This window comes from Paraburkholderia tuberum STM678 (assembly GCF_902833905.1).
In the GTDB taxonomy this organism is placed as follows: Bacteria; Pseudomonadota; Gammaproteobacteria; order Burkholderiales; family Burkholderiaceae; genus Paraburkholderia; species Paraburkholderia tuberum.
The window spans coordinates 130,001-147,431 of sequence record NZ_CADFGP010000016.1; the positions used below are offsets into that span (position 1 = coordinate 130,001).

Below are 17,431 nucleotides of genomic sequence, written 5' to 3' on the forward strand. Positions count from 1 at the left end.
CGAACCGTTCCACGCACCCAGCTTCGCCGCCGCGCGACGCCGCACCTTCAGCGAAAACACCATCGTCGCGAGCGAAATCGCGATCATCAGAAAGAACAGGCCCGTGCGCGTGCCGATCGTCTCCGGATCACCGACCGACGGCGGATTGGCCGGATACTTGATATTCGGCACGATCACGAGCGTGATGAACGCGCCAAGCGCGAGCCACGCGGACAGCGCGCGCACGCTCAACGTCCCCGCGCGTCCATACGCATACGCAAACACCAGCGAGAACAGGCCGCCAAATGCCGCGCCATACGTGACCACGCCAGTCAGCAGGCCGAGGCCAGCCTGCGTCTGACGGCTCACGATTTCGGGCTCGGGCGCCTCGCCGCGCGCGGCGGCCGCTTTTTCTTCGAATGAAATGGCCTGATCGACCTGTGGTTCGCCGACGATTCGCGCGAACGCGAACGTGAGCAAGCCCGCGACGATGCCCGCGAGCATCCCGCGCACCAACAATTTACCTACCATGTCGAACTCCGTTAGTGGCAGGGAAAGCCGAGCAGATGGCGGCCGTCGTGCACGAACTCATGCACGTACATGCCGGGCACGAGCGACGTCGCGCCCTGTTCCGCACCAACGAAGTAAAGCGCGAGCAACAGCAGCAAGCCGCCGAACACGACCCATGGCAGCAGTTCGCGCAAAGGAATGGGAGTGGGCTGGGCTGCCGGTTGCGCGACGCGATCAAGAACAGCTTCGGTCATGATGGACATCTCCTGGGGTGACGCGCCCCGAAAGTCGATTGCAGAGGAATGGTGCGAAGCTCGGGTCTGGCTTTCGGCTCTTGTGGATTGCAATGCCGATTACAGTGGCGCGACCGCGCCGGGCTCTCACCGGCTTCCGTGCTTCGCAGTGTCGGTATTCTACGCGCTAAACTGCGGCTTCCGTGACGGCGAGGGCTACCTCGCAACGCGCGCCGCGAGGCGATGAAACCACGCAGGCAAGTACGAATGAGGCGCCAACGCAAAAGAATGGATACGCGACTATTACTGGTGAGCCACGCGGCAACGGCCGCGCAGCGCGCGGGCCGCTTCCCTGCCGACGATCCGCTCGACGCGCGCGGTCGCGCCGAAGCCGAAGCGGCGCGACCGCGTCTCGCGCTTCCCGCCGGCGGCGCCGTGTTCGCCAGCCCCGCCGCCAGCGCGCGCGAAACGGCCGCCGCGCTTAGTCTGAGCGCCACGCCTGCCGACGCATTGGCGGATATCGACTATGGCCAATGGCGCGGCCAGCGCCTCGCGGCCATTGCCGACGCAACGCCCCGCGAACTCGCCGCCTGGACACGCGAGCCCGACGCCGCGCCGCCCGGCGGCGAATCGTTCGGTCAACTCGTGCAGCGGGTTGGAGAGTGGCTCGACGCGCAGCAGGCAGACGTGCGTTCATGCAATGCCGTCAACGAAGCAAGCTTCGCGGCATTTGCGCACAGTCGAACCATCGTCGCCATCACCCATGCGACTCTACTGCGAGCGGCAATCGTGCACGCCCTCGGCGCATCGCCAACCGTGTTCTGTCACATCGAGATCGCACCGCTGTCGGTCGTCGAATTACGCCACTCGCGACGCGGCTGGTCGTGGCGCCCGGCCGCCACCGCCTGAACGGCACCGCCGCTTACCTGCCCGACACCACGAGCCGCAACCGGTTGGACCCCTCGGGCGTCAGCGTGATTTCGGTGCGTCGATCCTTCGCGCCGAGATAAAAGTGCTGACGTCCCGGCGAATTCTGATCGTGCGTTGCATCGGGCAGGCACGACGCGACGTCTGCCGCGACCGCTTCCAATGCATCCGCGTTCGAGCCCGCCGCCTGATGCGGCGTCCACGTGCACTGGAAACTTCGATGCGCGGCCGAACATTGCGCATCATCGCCATAAGGTTGCGCAACGCCTTTGCCGTCGTCGGGTGTCAGCGAGGCGAAGCCGTCCGGCGCCGCGGCCACGATCCGTTTGAGCGCACCGCAAGGTCTGGGGCTATCGTCGGCGGATGCACTGACCGGCAGCAGCGCAACGAGCGATGCCGCGGTAAGCGCGATAGCCGAAAGTCGATAGGTTTTCATGGTGTGCGTGAAGCTTCCAAAGTGCTGCTGAAGAAAAACTCGCAGCGAGCCACCTTTAATAGCACGCTTCATGCCCATGCGCGCGAGGCCCGAGCACGCAGGCAATGCACGACGGCACACAAATTGCGTAGCGCCATACCGGCCGCGACATCGCGCCCGTTTCGATCAAAGCCACTGCCGACGTCATTTCAACCATCATGTCGACCACTACCGCCGCCCCTACCCCCGCCCGCATATCGTCGGGCATCGAAGGCATCGACGACATCCTCGGCGGTGGCCTTACGCCGAACCGCATGTACCTCGTGGAGGGTGTACCAGGCACGGGTAAGACCACCCTCGCGTTGCAATTCTTACTCAAGGGCCTGCACGAAGGGCAGACCGGCCTTTATATCGCGCTGTCCGAAACCCGTGCTGAACTGCTCGCGATCGGCGCGAGCCATGGCTGGGATCTGAGCCGTTTCACGATACTGGAGCAACTGCCCGAAGAAGGGCTCGAACCGCAATACGAACAGACCGTGCTGCACCCGGCCGAAGTCGAACTCGGCGAAAGCGTGCGCAACGTAATCGAGCACGTCGACAAACTGAAGCCGGCGCGCGTCGTCCTGGACAGCCTGTCCGAACTGCGTCTGCTGGCGGAGAACCCATTGCGCTACCGTCGGCAGATTCTCGCGCTCAAGCACCATTTCGCGACGCGCGAATGCACGGTGCTGCTGCTCGACGACACGTCGGCCAGCGCCTCCGGCATTCAGCTTCACAGCATCGTGCACGGCGTGATCAGCCTCGAAAACGTCGCTCATGATTACGGCGGCAATCGCCGCCGTCTGCGCATCGCGAAGATGCGCGGCATCAAGTTCCGCGAGGGCTATCACGACTTCACGCTGAACACCGGCGGTCTGCGCGTCTATCCGCGTGTGGTCGCCGCCGAGCATCACAGCGCATTCGGCACGAGCCCGATGAGCACCGGCACGCCCGGCCTCGACGCGCTGCTCGGCGGTGGCCTCGTCCCCGGCACCAATTCGCTGATCATCGGCCCGTCGGGGGTCGGCAAAACCACCACCGTCGTGTCGTGCCTGCTTGCCGCACTCGAACGCGGCGAGCGTTGCGCGTACTACGTATTCGACGAAACGCTCAGCACGCTGGTCACACGCTGCGCGACGCTCGGCATGGATCTCGCGCCGCACGTCGAAAGCGGTCTGCTGATGCTGCGCCAGATCGATCCCGCGGAAATCTCGCCGGGCGAGCTGTCGAGCGACGTGCGCAACGCGGTCGAAAACGAGCACGTGCGCTATGTCGCGGTCGACAGCCTGAACGCCTATCTGCAGGCAATGCCCGGCGAGCGCTACCTGCTGCTGCACATGCACGAATTGCTCGGCTATCTGAATCAGCAGGGCGTGGTCACGATGCTCGTGCTCGGGCAGCACGGCATCATCGGCGAAGTGCAGACCGAGGTCGACGTCAGTTATCTGAGCGACGTGGTCGTGCTGTTCCGCTATTTCGAGCACCACGGCGAAGTGCTGAAGGCAATAACCGCCGTCAAGAGCCGCGCGAACGATCATGAACGCACGATCCGCCAGTTCCGCCTCGGCACCGAAGGCGTCGAGGTCGGCGAAGCGCTGCGCGACTTCGAGGGCGTGCTGTCGGGCCTGCCCTTGTATCGCGGCAGCACCGCGATGCTCGGCGCGACGAACCATCTGATCGATATGTCAGGACAGTGAGCGATGGAGCAGCGTGTCCTCATCCTCGCACCGTTCGGCCGCGACGCCGAAGTGATCACCGCCGTTCTGCACAATGACGCACGCGCCTGCGTGACCTGCGACGACGCCGACGCGCTCACCACCGAGCTCGACGTCGGCGCGGGCACCGCGCTGCTCACCGAGGAAGCGGTCGCGAACGGCCACGGCTCGAGCCTCTATGCGTGGCTCGAACGGCAGCCCGCATGGTCCGACTTCCCGTTCATCCTGCTCGCCGCCCGCAGCATCGGCCATCGATCCGCGCGCGGGCTCGAAGTGCTCGAACGGCTCGGCAACGTAGTGGTGCTCGAACGTCCGCTCAATTCGGAAACGTTGCGGCGCGCGGTCGTGTCGTCGTTGCGGGCCCGCGGACGGCAATATGAATCGCGAAGGCTGCTTGCCGAGCGCATCGAGGCACAGGACGCGCTGGAGCAGCTGAACGATTCGCTGGAAAGCCGCATCGCCGCGCGCACGCACGAACTTGCGTCAGCCAACGACCGGCTGATGGCCGAGATCCACGAACGCGCGAAGGTTCAGGCCGTGCTCGTGCAATCGCAGAAGATGGAGGCGCTCGGTCAGCTGACCGGCGGCATCGCGCACGACTTCAACAATCTGCTGAACGTGATCATGGTCAACGCGGAACTGATCGCGCGTGTGAGCGGCGACGAACGCCTGCGCGGCATGGCGGCCACCGTCAAGCGCGCGACCGAGCGCGGCGCGAAACTGACTGGCCAGTTGCTGACTTTCTCGCGCAACAGCAACCCGAATCTGAAAGCGATCGACGTGGTCGCGCTGCTGCAGGGCATGCGCGACATCATCGCTGTGTCGCTCGGCTCGAGCATCCGCTATGACAACGACTTCGAGCGCACCGAAATGTGGACCCAGGCCGACGCAAATCAGCTCGAGCTCGCGGTGCTCAATCTAGCGATCAACGCGCGCGACGCGATGCCGGCCGGCGGGCGCCTCGACATCCACGTGACCCTGCGCGACGCGCCCGACCAGACGCTGAAGCATGGCCGCTACGTCGTGATCGAAGTCGCCGACACGGGTGAGGGCATTCCTCCCGACGTCGTGTCGCGCGTGTTCGATCCGTTCTTCACGACCAAGCCGATCGGCAAGGGCACGGGGCTAGGCCTGAGCCAGGTGTATGGCATCGCGAGGCAGGCGGGCGGCGCCGCGCGCATCTTCAGCGAAGAAGGTACCGGCACCACGGTGCAGATTTGGCTGCCGATGCGCGAGCGAGTGGCCGCGCACAGCGAAGCGGAGTCCGATGCGGAAGCGAACGCGGTCGGCGACAAGCGCGTGCTCGTGGTCGAGGACGACAGCGAAGTGCGCGCGATGCTCGTTGAATCGTTGCGCATGCTCGGCTACACGGTGACCGAGGCCGCCGACGGCCAGGCCGGCCTTGACCGCCTCGTCGACGATCATCCCGATCTGCTGATGGTCGACTTCGCGATGCCGGGCATGAACGGCATCGACGTGATCGCCGCGGCGCGCAAGCTTCGTGCCGATCTACCGGTGGTCCTGGCGACCGGTTATGCGGACGTCGACATTGCCGATCTCGCAGTCAAGCATTGCACGATCCTGCGCAAGCCGTTTCAGCTCGACGATCTGGCGCGCACGGTGCGGATCGGGCTGCTCGCGTGAATCAAGCTCAAGTGAATCAAGTAGACCACTTGCATCAAAATGCCCATTGAATCGCGGCGCACCGCACACCCGACGATTCTGTAAGCCCCCACCTCCTGGCCACCGATTTAATGCCGCTGTCGCATTCGCGCCGCAGACTCCTCCGGTTCGGCCACGATTTCCAATTCAATAGTTTGCTAACGAATATTTTGGAAATACAATACCGGCCATGTCGAATCTCGATGCCCTGCGCCGCACCGTCAGCAGCACGCTGGTCGTCGCCGCCAGAAAGTGGCGGCGCACGAGTCACGGTGTGCTCGCGGCCTTCAACGTATCCGAAGCGTGCGCGACGCCGCTTCTGACCGCGAGCCGGCTCGGCTCGGCGGTGCGTCAGGTCACGCTCGCCGATCACATCGGCATCGAGGGGCCGTCCCTCGTGCGGCTGCTCGACCAGTTGTGCGCGGCCGGCCTGATGCGCCGCGACGAAGATCCCGAAGACCGCCGCGCGAAGACCGTCGTACTGACCGACGAAGGCCGCGCCGTCACCGCGAAGATGGAAGAGGAGCTGGTCACGTTGCGCGCGCAGGCGCTCAAAGGCGTATCGCGCGACGATCTCGAAGCCGCCCTGCGCGTGCTCGGCGCATTCACGGCCGATGCCGCCGGACGCGCCGAACCGGGAAGCGTCGAGCGCGACACGCGTCACGAACGCGCGCAGCCGGTGCGCCCGGAATCGGTCAGGCACGAGGCGACGAAGCGCACCTCGTCGGCGAAGCGCGAGCCCGCCAAAGGCGAGGCGCTTGCCAGCAAGGTCAAACGGACGAGCGGCAAAAGCGCTGCCAAAACGGCCGGCAAATCACGCGGCACCGCCAAGGCGCGCAAGTCCACCAAGAGCGGCGCGCGAGCCACCGCGCCGCACAACGCCGATTCCGCGTAACGGTTCATGGTCTATCCCACTCTCCGCGACTGGCTGTTTTCCGTCAAAACGTTCGCCGCGGCCATGCTCGCGCTTTACATCGGCCTCGCGTTCGAACTGCCGCGGCCGTACTGGGCGATGGCGACCGTCTACATCGTGTCGAACCCGTTCGTCGGCGCGACCCGCTCGAAAGCGATCTATCGTGCGCTGGGCACTGCGCTCGGCGCGTCGGGCGCGGTGCTGCTGGTGCCGCCGTTCGTCGAATCGCCGTACCTGTTCAGCGTGGTCGTCGCGGCGTGGATCGGCACGATGCTCTACCTCGCGGTGTCCGACCGCACCGCGCGCAGCTACGTGTTCATGCTGGCGGCCTATACGATGCCGATCATCGCGCTGCCGTCGGTGACGAATCCGACCGGCGTCTTCGATCTCGCCGTGAGCCGGACCGAGGAGATCATTCTCGGCATCGTGTGCGCGAGTATCGTCGGCAGCGCGGTGTTTCCGAGCCGGCTCGCGCCGACGATCATCGAGCGCACCGACGCATGGTTTCGCGACGCCGCGTTCTACGCGACCGAAACGCTGTCGGGCCGTATCGCAAGCTCGGCGATTTCCGGTGCCCGGCAACGACTCGCGAGCACGATCAACGGTCTCGAACTGCTGCTGAGCCAGCTCGCCTACGATCACACGCGGCCCGACGTCCTCGCGCGCGCGCATGAACTACGTGGCCGCATGCAACTGCTGCTGCCGATCATGTCGTCGCTCGCCGATCCGCTGCTCGCGCTCTACAACAACGGCCCGCAACACTGGCCCGAAGGACTTCAGACGCTGATCGACGACGTCATCAAGTGGTTCAACCAACCGCTGCCCGCGCCGAGCGAGGGTTATCACGCGGACGAGACCGCCAACGCGCTGCGCGCGCGCATCGCCGCGATGCACCCGCCCGCCGCCGCGCTCACGCATTGGGACGGCGCGCTGCTGTCGAATGCACTATGGCGCCTCGCGCAAGTGATCGACGTGTGGCAAGACTGCCGCTCGCTGCGCATCATCATCACGCGCGAGGAAGGTTCGTGGCGGCCGCATTTCCGTCACTGGCGACTCGGCGGCACCGAGCGCTTCTACGATCGCGGCATGATGCTGTTCGCGACCGTGTCGGCGGCCGCGGCTGTGGTGCTCGCGTGCGCGCTGTGGATCGGCTCGGGCTGGAACGACGGCGCGAGCGCGGTCACGCTCGCGGCGGTCGCCTGCTGCTTCTTCGCCGCGCTCGACGAACCCGCGCCGTTCGTGTTCCGCTTCTTCCTCGCGACTGGCGTCGCCGTGGTGGCCGCGGGCCTCTATCTGTTCGTCGTGCTGCCGCAGGTGCACGACTTCCCGATGCTGGTGATCCTGTTCGCCGCGCCGTTCATTCTGGTCGGCACGCTGATTCCGCGCCCGCAGTTCAACATGGTGACGGTGCTGGTCGCGGTGAACACGGCCACCTTCATCAGCATTCAGGACGCGTACGACGCGAACTTCCTGACGTTCCTGAACGCCAACCTCGCGGGCCTCTCCGGCCTGCTCTATGCATACTTGTGGACCCGTGCGACGCGCCCATTCGGCGCCGAGCTGGCCGCGGCGCGCCTGTTGCGCTCGAGCTGGGCCGACGTCGCGCTGAGCGCGTCGACGCGGCCGATCGAAGACCCGCGCAATCTCGCCGCGCGCATGCTCGACCGGCTGATGCAATTGATCCCGCGCCTCGCTGCAACCGACGACTACCGCCATCCGTCGATCGAGAGCTTCCGCGATCTGCGCATCGGGTTCAATGCGCTGGACCTGCGCCGCCTCACACGCAAGCTCGGCGGCGAAGCGGCCGGCGCGATCGACCATGTTCTCGATGGAGTGCGTACATACTACGAGAGCTGCATCGATCGACGCCACCGCGAGCCGGTGCCGGACAGCCTGATGTCGTTGATCGACGTGGCCGTCGCGCGCGTCACCGCGCAGGGGCTCGCCAATGCCGCGGCGCCGACCGAGACCTCGCAGACCTCGGCGCGTCAGTTGCGCGATGCGCTGCACGCGCTGGTCGGCTTGCGTCTTTCGCTGTTTCCGGCGACCCTCACGAAACCAACGCCGACCGAACCGGAGGCCGCCGCGTGATGCACCCATTCTTGCGCCCCTGCTTGCGCCCGCTTGCGCCCGCCTTCGCACCCCGCCCTCCCTTTTCCCAGTTCCCGCGATGATCGGTGAAATCGATATCTTCGGCGTGTTCGTACCGTCCGTGCTGGTGCTGATGTTGATCGCGTATCTGATCAACCTCGGCATTCGCACCGCGCTCGATTACACCGGCTTTTACCGCTTCGTCTGGCATCGCTCCATCTTCGATCTCGGCGTCTATGTGCTGGTGCTGGGCCTTGTCGTCGTCGTTTCGCACAGACTAATAACGTGAAAAAAACCTGGTTCTCCGTCGGTCAGATCCTGCTGACCCTGATCGTCGTAGTGGTCGCAGCATTGGTGCTGTGGAAACTCGTCAACTACTACATGTTCGCGCCGTGGACCCGCGACGGGCGCGTACGCGCCGACGTGATCCAGGTCGCGCCCGACGTGTCGGGACTGATTTCGTCGGTCGAGGTCATGGACAACCAGCAAGTCAAGCAGGGCCAGGTGCTGTTCAGGATCGATCAGGCGCGCTACACGCTCGCATTGCGTCAGGCCGAGGCAACGGCGCAGCAGCGCCGCGCGACGCTCGATCAGGCCCGCCGCGAATACGCGCGCAATCGTCAGCTCGGCAATCTCGTCGCCGCCGAAGTACTCGAAGAAAGCCGCTCGCGCGTCGAGGCGGGCGAAGCCGCGCTTGCCGACGCGAACGTCGCGATCGACACCGCGAAGCTGAACCTCGAGCGCTCGACGATCAAAAGCCCGGTCGACGGTTATCTGAACGACCGCGCGCCGCGCGCCGGCGAATTCGTCGCGGCCGGTCGCGCGGTGGTCGCGGTGGTCGACATGCATTCGTTCCGCGTCGACGGCTACTTCGAGGAAACCAAGCTGCGCGGCATCGACATCGGCCAGCCGGTCGACATCATCGTAATGGGCGAGCCGAAGCCGCTGCGCGGGCACGTGCAGAGCATCGTCGCCGGTATCGAAGACCGCGACCGCACGCAAAGCGCCAATCTGCTGCCGAACGTGAACCCGGCGTTCAGCTGGGTGCGGCTCGCGCAGCGCATTCCGGTGCGGGTCGCGCTCGATGAAGTGCCCGCTGATTTCCGCCTGATCGCGGGGCGTACCGCGACGGTGTCGGTGCGTGACCTGTCGCCGCTCAGGAGACGAGCCGTGTCGGGCACGGATGGCGCATCTGGCACGGTCGCCGCTTCGGCTGCGCCGGTGGCGCCGGGTTCGTCGGTGGCGTCCGGGTCCGCTGGGTCGGGCACCGCACCGTCGGGCGCGTCGCAATGAAGTTCGTGCGTACCTTGTCCGCGCTGGCGCCGCGCTTGCCGCTGCTGCCGCTGCTGCCGTTATTGCCGCTCACCGTCGCGCTGAACGGCTGCATCAACGTCGGGCCGAACTACACGCTGCCGAAACAGGCGCTCGTCAATGCCCCGCTCGCGAACGGAGCGCTCGAGGGCGCCGATCCCATGCTGACGTCAACCCTCAATCTGCCGACCGTCTGGTGGAAGCTGTACGACGATCCGGTGCTGAACGGTCTGGTCGACCAGGCGTTGAAATCGAATACCGACCTGCGCGTCGCGACCGCGAATCTCGCGCGCTCGCGCGAGGCGCTGGGCATAGCGCAAGCGCAGGGCGGTTTTTCGGGCAACGCGTCGGTGGCGATCCAGCGCGCGCAGGAATCGGCCGAGCAATACCTGCTCTTCGAGAAACTGCCGGTCGCCAACCTGGGTGACATGGGCATCAACGTCTCGTACGAAATCGACCTGTTCGGCAAGCTGCGCCGCGGCGTCGAAGCGGCGGCGGCGGACACCGAGGCCGTGGAAGCCGCGGGCGACCTCGCGCGCATCACTGTCGTCGCGGACGTGGTGCGCTCGTACGTCGAACAATGCTCGGCGGCCGAGGAGCTGCGCATCGCGCAGCAATCGCTCGCGCTACAGAAGGAGCGCGTGGACGTGTCGCGCCGTCTGCGCGACGCGGGACGCGGAAACCAGACCGCGGTCACGAGCGGCCAGACTCAGGTCGAGACTCTGACGGCCGACATTCCGCGCTACACCGCGCGCCGCAAGATCGCACAATACCGGCTCGCGATGCTGCTCGCCCAGGCGCCATCGCAATTGCCGCCGGCCGTGCTCGCCTGCGACCGGCTGCCGCAAATCCACCAGCCGATTCCGATCGGCGACGGCGCCGGGCTGCTGCGGCGACGCCCGGACGTGCACGAAGCCGAGCGTCAGCTTGCGGCGTCGACGGCGCGCATCGGCGTCGCGACCGGGGCGCTTTATCCGAGCATCAGCATTGGCGCGTCGGCGGGCTTCACCGGCATTCTGGAAGACATTCCCACCTCGCCGACGGCGCGTTGGGCCTTCGGTCCGCTGATCAGCTGGACCTTCCCGGCCAACGGCGCGCGCCAACGGGTGCACGAAGCCGAAGCGTCGAGCCAGGTCGCGCTCGCGAAGTTCGACGGCGTGGTGCTGACCGCGCTGCGCGAAACCGAGACCAACCTCGCGACCTACGCGTCCGATTACGCGCGCGCCGAATCGCTGCGCGCGGCGCTGAAGTCGGCGACGCAATCGGCGGATGAAACGCATCGGCTGTATCGCGCCGGGCGCGAGTCGTTCATCTCCGATCTCGACGCGACGCGCACGCTGACGGCCGCGAAGTCGCAGCTCGCGGCGGCGGAGGGCCAGGTGGCGATCGATCAGGTCAATCTATTCCTGTCGCTGGGCGGCGGGTGGGAAGTTGGCGGGCAAAGCACGCCGGGTGAAACGCGGCCGCAGCTGAAGGCAACACCTGTCGCGGCCAAGCCGTCCGCGAAGTCGGGAGCGTCGACGGCCGCAACTGCGAAAGCGCCTTGATCGGCCGTCTTACGATTTATTTTTGACAATCTTTCTTTTTGCTTTCACTTTCGGTTAAATACGTGACATCACTTCACGCTACGGGGTCTCGTATGTCGCCATTCATGCAGGGTGTAGTCACGTTGGGCGGATGCATCGGTATCTTCACCGCTGTGGTTGCGGTGGTCGAAATGTTGGCTAATTGAGCTGGGCGGGCGGCGGACCGAAAGAGTGGCTAGCTGTTCCGCACTTTCGCCGCCGCCTGATGTATCGCCGCCCGTACCCGCGGGTACGTGCCGCAACGGCACACCACTGGCGTCATCGCCTCGTCGATGTCGGCATCGGTCGGATCGGGCTTGTGCTTCAGCAACGCGCAAGCCGCCATCAATTGCGCGCTCTGACAATAACCGCACTGCACCACATCGAGTTCGATCCACGCGGCCTTCAGCGCCTGCGCCTCGCGTCCCTGCAAACCCTCGATCGTCGTGATCTTCTGCGTATGCAGGCTCGACATCAACGTCTGGCACGCGAAGCACGCGGCATCGTCGAGATTGATCGTGCACGCGCCGCAGATGCCCACGCCGCAGCCGAACTTGGTGCCGGTCATGCCGAGATCGCAGCGCAGCACCCATAGCAGCGGCATGTCCGGATCGGCATCGACCTTCACCTTGCGTCCGTTGATATTCAGTACCGCCATGCTTGCCTCCTGAGTCGCCGCGCAACACCGCAAGCTTGTGCTCATCCACCGTCCGTCATGCAAGCCGCAACGGCAGCGTCCGCAAACGCTGCCCCGTCAGTGCGAACACCGCATTGCCCACCGCCGGCGCGATCGGCGGCACGCCCGGCTCGCCGACACCTTGCGGGTGCAGCTGGCTCGGCATGATGTCGACTTCGATCGCAGGGCACCCGTTCATCCGCACGACCGGAAAGTCCACGAAGTTCTTCTGCTGCACCTGGCCGTTGACGATCGTGATCTCGTTCTGCAATGCGCTCGACAGCCCGAACACGATGCCGCCTTCCATCTGCTGACGGATCAGGTTCGGATTCACCGGCAAGCCGCAATCGATCACGCACACCACCCGATGCACGCGAATCAGCCGGTTCGCGCCGATCGACACCTCCGCGACCTGCGCGACCACGCTGCCGAACGCCTCGTGCAACGCGACGCCACGAGCGCAACGCGCGCCATCGGCGGCGGGTTTTAGCGGACGCCCCCAGTCGGACAACTTCTCGACACGCTTCAGGACCGCCAGATGACGCGGATGCTGCACGAGCAGCATCGCGCGAAACGCGATCGGGTCCTGGCCGGCCGCGGCGGCGGCTTCGTCGGTGAAGCTCTCGGTGAAGAAGGCCTGATGCGAGTGGCCGACCGAGCGCCAGAAGCCGATCGGCACCGGCAATTCGACTATCTCGTGCGACACGCGCGCGGCCGGCCACTCGTACGCCTGATCGAACGCGCCTTCGCAGGTGGTCTTGTCGATCGGGATGTGCGGCACGCCGTAGTAACGCGCGAGCGCATCCGGCACGATCGCCTGACCCGCCGACTTCGCGTGCCAGGCGACCAGCTTGCCGTGCTCGTCGAAGCCGGCCTGAAGCCATGCCGCGCATGCGGGCCGGTAGAAGTCGTGCGTGAAGTCCTGCGCGCGCGACCAGATGGTTTGCACCGGACGGCCATCGGCCTCGCGCGCGATCGCCGCGGCCTGCGCGACGAAATCGAGTTCGAGGCGCCGGCCGAACGCGCCGCCCAACAACTGCGTCTGTACATCGACGAGATCGACGTCGAGGCCGAGCACTTTCGCCGCATGATGCCGCGCGAGCCGCGGCATCTGCGTCGACACCCAGACGGTCGCTGCGCCGTCCGCGACCTGCACCGTGCAGTTCAGCGGCTCGACCGCGCCATGCGCGAGATACGGCGCGTGATAGACCGCTTCGATCGTGCGCGCCGCGCGACTCATCGCGTTGTCGACGTTGCCGACGTGGTAATACACGTGGCCGTCCGTATGGTCGAGCGCCTCGACGAGGCGGGAGTCCACCGCCGCGCTCGACACCTTCGCGGCCGCGCCGTCATGCCAGGTCACGTTGATCGCCTCGACCGCGCTCATCGCGCGAAACGCGTTGTCCGCGATCACGGCCACGCCGCCGGTGCCGCCCGCGTACGGCGGCAAGGCGAACGCCTTGATGAAGCCCCGTATCTTTTGCGCGGGCGTCGCGTCGAAATGCGCGACCGTGCCGCCGAGCGTCGGACACATCACGACGCTTGCATAGACCAAACCGTCGGGCAACACGTCGATGCCGAAGCGCGCCGCACCGTCGATTTTCGAAGCGGCTTCGATGCGCCGCACGGGCTGGCCGATCAGCCTGAAGTCGGCCGGCTGCTTCAGGACGACGCTGCGCGGCAGCGGCTGGCGCGCGGCCATCGACGACAATTCGCCGAACGTCGCCTTGTGCCCCCAAGGGTGCAGCACGTAGCCCTTTTCCGCGCGGCATTCGCGGACCGGCACCTCCCAGCGCTCGGCCGCCGCCGCGATCAGCATCACGCGCGCCGACGCGCCGGCCTCGCGCATCGGCGTCCAGAGATCGTTCATGCTCGAGGAGCCGCCCGTCATCATCGTGCCGATCTCACGCACTGCCTTGCTCGTGATCCACACGGTGCCGCGGCGGATGTAGCTGTCGTCGTCGGGGCGAAACGGCAAATCGTCGACGATGCTCTGCACCGCGTTGTAGATCCGGTCGATCGGCGCCTCTTCGACTTTCACCTGCGGCCAGTCGGCGTCGAGCTCCTCGGCGAGCAGCATCGCAAGCCCCGTATGGATGCCCTGCCCCATTTCGGCCTTCGGCACGATGATCGTCACGCGGTTGTCGGCGTCGATCTTGACCCAGCCGTTCAGCCCAACCTCAGTGCCTTGCGTCGGCAGCGGCGTCGACGTCATCAGGCGCTGGCGCGGCGGCACCACGGCCCAGCCGACCAGCAGCCCGCCCAACGCACTGGCGCCGCCAAGCAGAAAGGTTCTGCGCGTCAACATGGCATGGCTCGCTCGGCTGGCTCGATGGTAGGAAAGCGGCGACAGCGCCGATGCACCCGTCTTTGTCTGCGAATAGTAATAAGACGAATCGGCGAGCGTGAGACTTAAATGCGCGCGTGAACCTCGAGCGGCCGTGCGGCGTGGGAAGGCGGGGACTGAAAGCGGCGGGGGAAAGTCGTGGGGTGTTTCATTAACTGCGTCCGCGCAGAGGCGGCGGTGTGCCGGCGTAAGTCACCGCCGGCACACCGCGAACCCTGCGCTTGATTCAATCAGGCGATCATGCGAGCGGATCAACGGCGGTTCGAACCCGACACCACGTCGATCCACACGGCCAGCACGAGGATGCCGCCCTTCACGATCATCTGCCAGTACGCGTCGACGTCGAGCATGGACATGCCGTTGTCGAGGCTCGCCATGACGAGCGCGCCGATCAGCGCGCCATACACGGTGCCGGAGCCGCCGCGCATCGAGGTGCCGCCGATAAAGCACGCGGCGATCGCGTCGAGTTCGCCCATCGAGCCCGCCGACGGCGAACCGGCCGCGAGCCGCGCCGTGTTGACGATGCCGGCAAACGCGCACATCAGCCCCATCAGCGCGAAGATCGCGAGCTTCACGCGGTCGGTGTTGACACCCGACAGCCGCGTCGCTTCGAGGTTCGAGCCGACCGCGTAGATGCGGCGTCCGAACACGGTCTGCGTCGCGATCCATGTGAAGACGCCGAGCAGCGCGAGCAGCAGCAACACCGGCACCGGAATGCCGCCGTAACTGTCGAGCATCGCGATGAAGCCGGCGAGAATCGCGCCTGCGCCGATCACCTTCGCGACGTCCTGCCAGAACGGCACGACGCGCAACTGATAACGCTGCCGATTCGCGCGCTGGCGGATCGTCAGGAATGCCAGCAGCAGGAACAGCACGACGGCGAGCGTGTCGCCGGCGAGCCGCGGCAGATAGCCCTGGCCGACGAACACGAAGCTGTCCGACACCGGCGCGATCGTCGACCCTCCGGTAATGCCGAGCAGAATGCCGCGATACGCGAGCATGCCGCCGAGCCCGACGATAAACGACGGCACGCGCCGATACGTCGACCACCAGCCGTTGAACACGCCGACCGCGATGCCGAGCAGCAACACGACCGGAATCGTCACGCCGATCGGCCAGTGCCGGTTCACGTCGAGAATCGCCGCAACGCCGCCGAGCAAACCAAGCAGCGAACCGACCGACAGATCGATTTCACCGGCGATGATCACGAACACCATGCCGCACGCGAGCATGCCGGTAATCGACATCTGCCGCAGTAGATTCGACAGATTGCGCGGCGTGACGAACGCGCCGTGCGTGAGCGCCGAAAAGAAAGTCCAGATCACGGCGACGGCGATCAGCAGCGCGAGAATCTTGTAGCGCGCGAACAGTTGCTGGATCCGTTGCGTGCCGCCGAATGCGCCTCGCGGCACAGCGTTGTCGGTGCGTTGGGAAGTTACTTCGGGAGTCATGCGGCGCTCGCTGCGGTTGGGTTCGAAGATAGATGCGCGGGGCGGATCGCGGCGCCGAGAATGTCTTCCTGCGTGAGACCGTCGTTGATGAAGTCGCCGCGCAACTCGCCTTCGCCGATCACGAGCACGCGGTCGCTGATGCCGAGCACTTCCGGCAATTCGGACGACACCATCACGATCGACATGCCGCGCTGCGCCAGCTGGAAGATCAGCTTGTAGATCTCGTATTTGGCGCCGACGTCGACGCCGCGTGTCGGTTCGTCGAGAATCAGCACGGTCGGGTTGGTCAGCAGCATGCGCGTGAGCACGGCCTTCTGCTGATTGCCGCCCGACAGACTTGCAATCGATAACATCGGATTGGCGGCGCGCACGGAAAGCCGCTTCATTTCCGTCTGAATCGTGTCGAGTTCGGCCGCGGAATCGATACGTCCGCCCGTCGCGAAACGCTGCAACACCGCAAGCGTGATGTTATGACCGACGCTCATGCCCGGCACGATGCCGTGGCGTTTGCGATCCTCGGGCACCATCGCGATGCCGGCGCGAATCGCGTCGATTGGCGCGCGAATTTTCAGCGGCTTGCCGTCGAGCATGACGTGCGCCTCGCTGATGCCTGCATACGCGCCGAAAACCGCCTGCATCATTTCGGTGCGGCCCGCGCCGACGAGCCCGGCGACACCGAGAATTTCGCCGCGCCGCAACGAGAACGACACGTCGTCCACGCGCTTGCGGCGCGGATTCGTCACGTCGAAACAGGTCACGTTGCGCGCTTCGAAGATCACGTCGCCGATCGGATGCGGCTCGCGCGGAAACAGGTTCTTGATCTCTCGGCCGACCATCAGCGAGATGATCCGCTCGGTCGTCAGGGCGTGCATCGGCTCGGTCGCGACATGGCGGCCGTCGCGAATCACGCTGATCGTGTCGCAGACGGCCGCGACTTCGTCGAGCTTGTGCGAAATGTACACGCAGGCAATGCCGCGCCGTTTCAGATCGCGCACGATATCGAGCAGAATCGCGATTTCGGAGGCGGTCAGCGACGACGACGGTTCGTCGAGGATCAGCAGCTTTGCGCGCTTGTTCAGCGCCTTTGCGATTTCGATCAGCTGCTGATGGCCGCCCCCGTAGTTCATCACGGGCTGCGCGGCGTTGATGCCGCTGATGCCGAGTTCGCGCAACAGTTCGTCGGCACGCTGATACATCGCCGCGTAGTTCATGCGGCCGCCGGGCAGCGTGATTTCGTTGCCGAGAAAGATGTTTTCCGCGACCGACAACTCCGGCACGAGCATCAGTTCCTGATGGATGATGATGATGCCCGCGCGTTCGGTGTCGCGTACGCTCGCGGCCTTTAGCGTCTCGCCTTCCCAGGTTATTTCGCCATCCCACGTACCGTGCGGATACACGCCGGACAGCACCTTCATCAGCGTCGATTTGCCCGCGCCGTTTTCGCCGCACAGGCCCACGCATTCGCCCGGCGATACGGTCAGATCGATGCCGTCGAGCGCCTTCACGCCGGAAAAAGCTTTGACGATGCCTCGCATCGTCAGAACAGGTTGCGTCATTCGCTATGCCTCGCTGCAAGTTGGGCCGATGTTCGATCACG

Annotated in this window: 15 protein-coding genes and 1 riboswitch (1 of these 16 only partly in view); of the genes, 8 read left to right on the forward strand and 7 right to left on the reverse strand. The window is 65.6% G+C overall.

The features are described 5' to 3' along the window. Together HWY30_RS16400 and HWY30_RS16405 are read right to left on the reverse strand one after the other, a co-directional pair. A protein-coding gene (locus tag HWY30_RS16400; protein ID WP_090808491.1) for a CbtA family protein crosses the window boundary here: on the reverse strand, window positions 1–510 show its 5' portion. Its footprint begins 231 nt before the window's first position; 510 of the gene's 741 nt are visible here — the first part of the coding sequence; its start codon is at window positions 508–510; its stop codon lies off the left edge, out of view. An 11-nt stretch (window positions 511–521) separates the two neighbouring features. Beyond that, the gene (locus HWY30_RS16405) at window positions 522–743 is read right to left on the reverse strand and encodes a CbtB domain-containing protein (protein ID WP_090810362.1); all 222 of its coding nucleotides are present in this window, start codon (window positions 741–743) and stop codon (window positions 522–524) included. Between the two features lie 40 nt (window positions 744–783). Continuing rightward, window positions 784–929: riboswitch (cobalamin riboswitch) on the reverse strand. 81 nt (window positions 930–1,010) lie between these two features. On the opposite strand from HWY30_RS16405, the gene HWY30_RS16410 reads away from it, so the two are divergent. Next, complete coding sequence (locus HWY30_RS16410; protein ID WP_090808489.1) at window positions 1,011–1,631, forward strand: histidine phosphatase family protein; 621 nt, start codon at window positions 1,011–1,013, stop codon at window positions 1,629–1,631. Window positions 1,632–1,644: 13 nt separating this feature from the next. Here HWY30_RS16410 and HWY30_RS16415 read toward each other — a convergent pair whose 3' ends face one another. Further along, complete coding sequence (locus tag HWY30_RS16415; RefSeq protein WP_090808487.1) at window positions 1,645–2,085, reverse strand: hypothetical protein; 441 nt, start codon at window positions 2,083–2,085, stop codon at window positions 1,645–1,647. A 197-nt stretch (window positions 2,086–2,282) separates the two neighbouring features. On the opposite strand from HWY30_RS16415, the gene HWY30_RS16420 reads away from it, so the two are divergent. The 7 genes from HWY30_RS16420 (at window position 2,283) to HWY30_RS16450 (ending at window position 11,342) form a co-directional block, all read left to right on the forward strand. Next, window positions 2,283–3,800, forward strand: coding sequence for an ATPase domain-containing protein (locus HWY30_RS16420; RefSeq protein WP_090808485.1), 1,518 nt, complete (start codon window positions 2,283–2,285; stop codon window positions 3,798–3,800). A gap of 3 nt (window positions 3,801–3,803) precedes the next feature. Further along, window positions 3,804–5,462: an ATP-binding protein gene (locus HWY30_RS16425; protein WP_090808483.1), complete on the forward strand. Its 1,659-nt coding sequence runs from the start codon at window positions 3,804–3,806 to the stop codon at window positions 5,460–5,462. A 208-nt stretch (window positions 5,463–5,670) separates the two neighbouring features. Then, complete coding sequence (locus HWY30_RS16430; RefSeq protein WP_090808481.1) at window positions 5,671–6,375, forward strand: MarR family winged helix-turn-helix transcriptional regulator; 705 nt, start codon at window positions 5,671–5,673, stop codon at window positions 6,373–6,375. Between the two features lie 6 nt (window positions 6,376–6,381). Then, a complete protein-coding gene (locus HWY30_RS16435; protein WP_090808479.1) occupies window positions 6,382–8,484 on the forward strand; it encodes an FUSC family protein in 2,103 nt (700 codons plus the stop codon). Between the two features lie 79 nt (window positions 8,485–8,563). Continuing rightward, complete coding sequence (locus HWY30_RS16440) at window positions 8,564–8,773, forward strand: DUF1656 domain-containing protein (protein ID WP_090808477.1); 210 nt, start codon at window positions 8,564–8,566, stop codon at window positions 8,771–8,773. After that, window positions 8,770–9,777, forward strand: coding sequence for an efflux RND transporter periplasmic adaptor subunit (locus HWY30_RS16445; RefSeq protein ID WP_090808475.1), 1,008 nt, complete (start codon window positions 8,770–8,772; stop codon window positions 9,775–9,777). Before HWY30_RS16440 ends, HWY30_RS16445 begins: the two co-directional genes overlap by 4 nt. Continuing rightward, window positions 9,774–11,342: an efflux transporter outer membrane subunit gene (locus tag HWY30_RS16450; protein WP_090808473.1), complete on the forward strand. Its 1,569-nt coding sequence runs from the start codon at window positions 9,774–9,776 to the stop codon at window positions 11,340–11,342. The genes HWY30_RS16445 and HWY30_RS16450 overlap by 4 nt, the downstream gene beginning before the upstream one ends. Window positions 11,343–11,556: 214 nt before the next feature. Here the strand turns inward: HWY30_RS16450 and HWY30_RS16455 are convergent, their stop codons facing one another. From HWY30_RS16455 to xylG, 4 genes are all read right to left on the reverse strand, one after another. After that, a complete protein-coding gene (locus tag HWY30_RS16455) occupies window positions 11,557–12,018 on the reverse strand; it encodes a (2Fe-2S)-binding protein (RefSeq protein ID WP_090808471.1) in 462 nt (153 codons plus the stop codon). A gap of 55 nt (window positions 12,019–12,073) precedes the next feature. After that, window positions 12,074–14,344, reverse strand: a complete 2,271-nt coding sequence (locus HWY30_RS16460; protein WP_090808469.1) for a xanthine dehydrogenase family protein molybdopterin-binding subunit — start codon at window positions 14,342–14,344, stop codon at window positions 12,074–12,076. Window positions 14,345–14,634: 290 nt separating this feature from the next. Then, complete coding sequence (locus HWY30_RS16465) at window positions 14,635–15,834, reverse strand: sugar ABC transporter permease (protein ID WP_090808467.1); 1,200 nt, start codon at window positions 15,832–15,834, stop codon at window positions 14,635–14,637. Then, window positions 15,831–17,390 (reverse strand): D-xylose ABC transporter ATP-binding protein, encoded by a 1,560-nt coding sequence (gene xylG / locus HWY30_RS16470; protein WP_090808465.1) that lies wholly within the window; start codon window positions 17,388–17,390, stop codon window positions 15,831–15,833. Before xylG ends, HWY30_RS16465 begins: the two co-directional genes overlap by 4 nt. Between the last annotated feature and the right edge of the window lie 41 nt (window positions 17,391–17,431).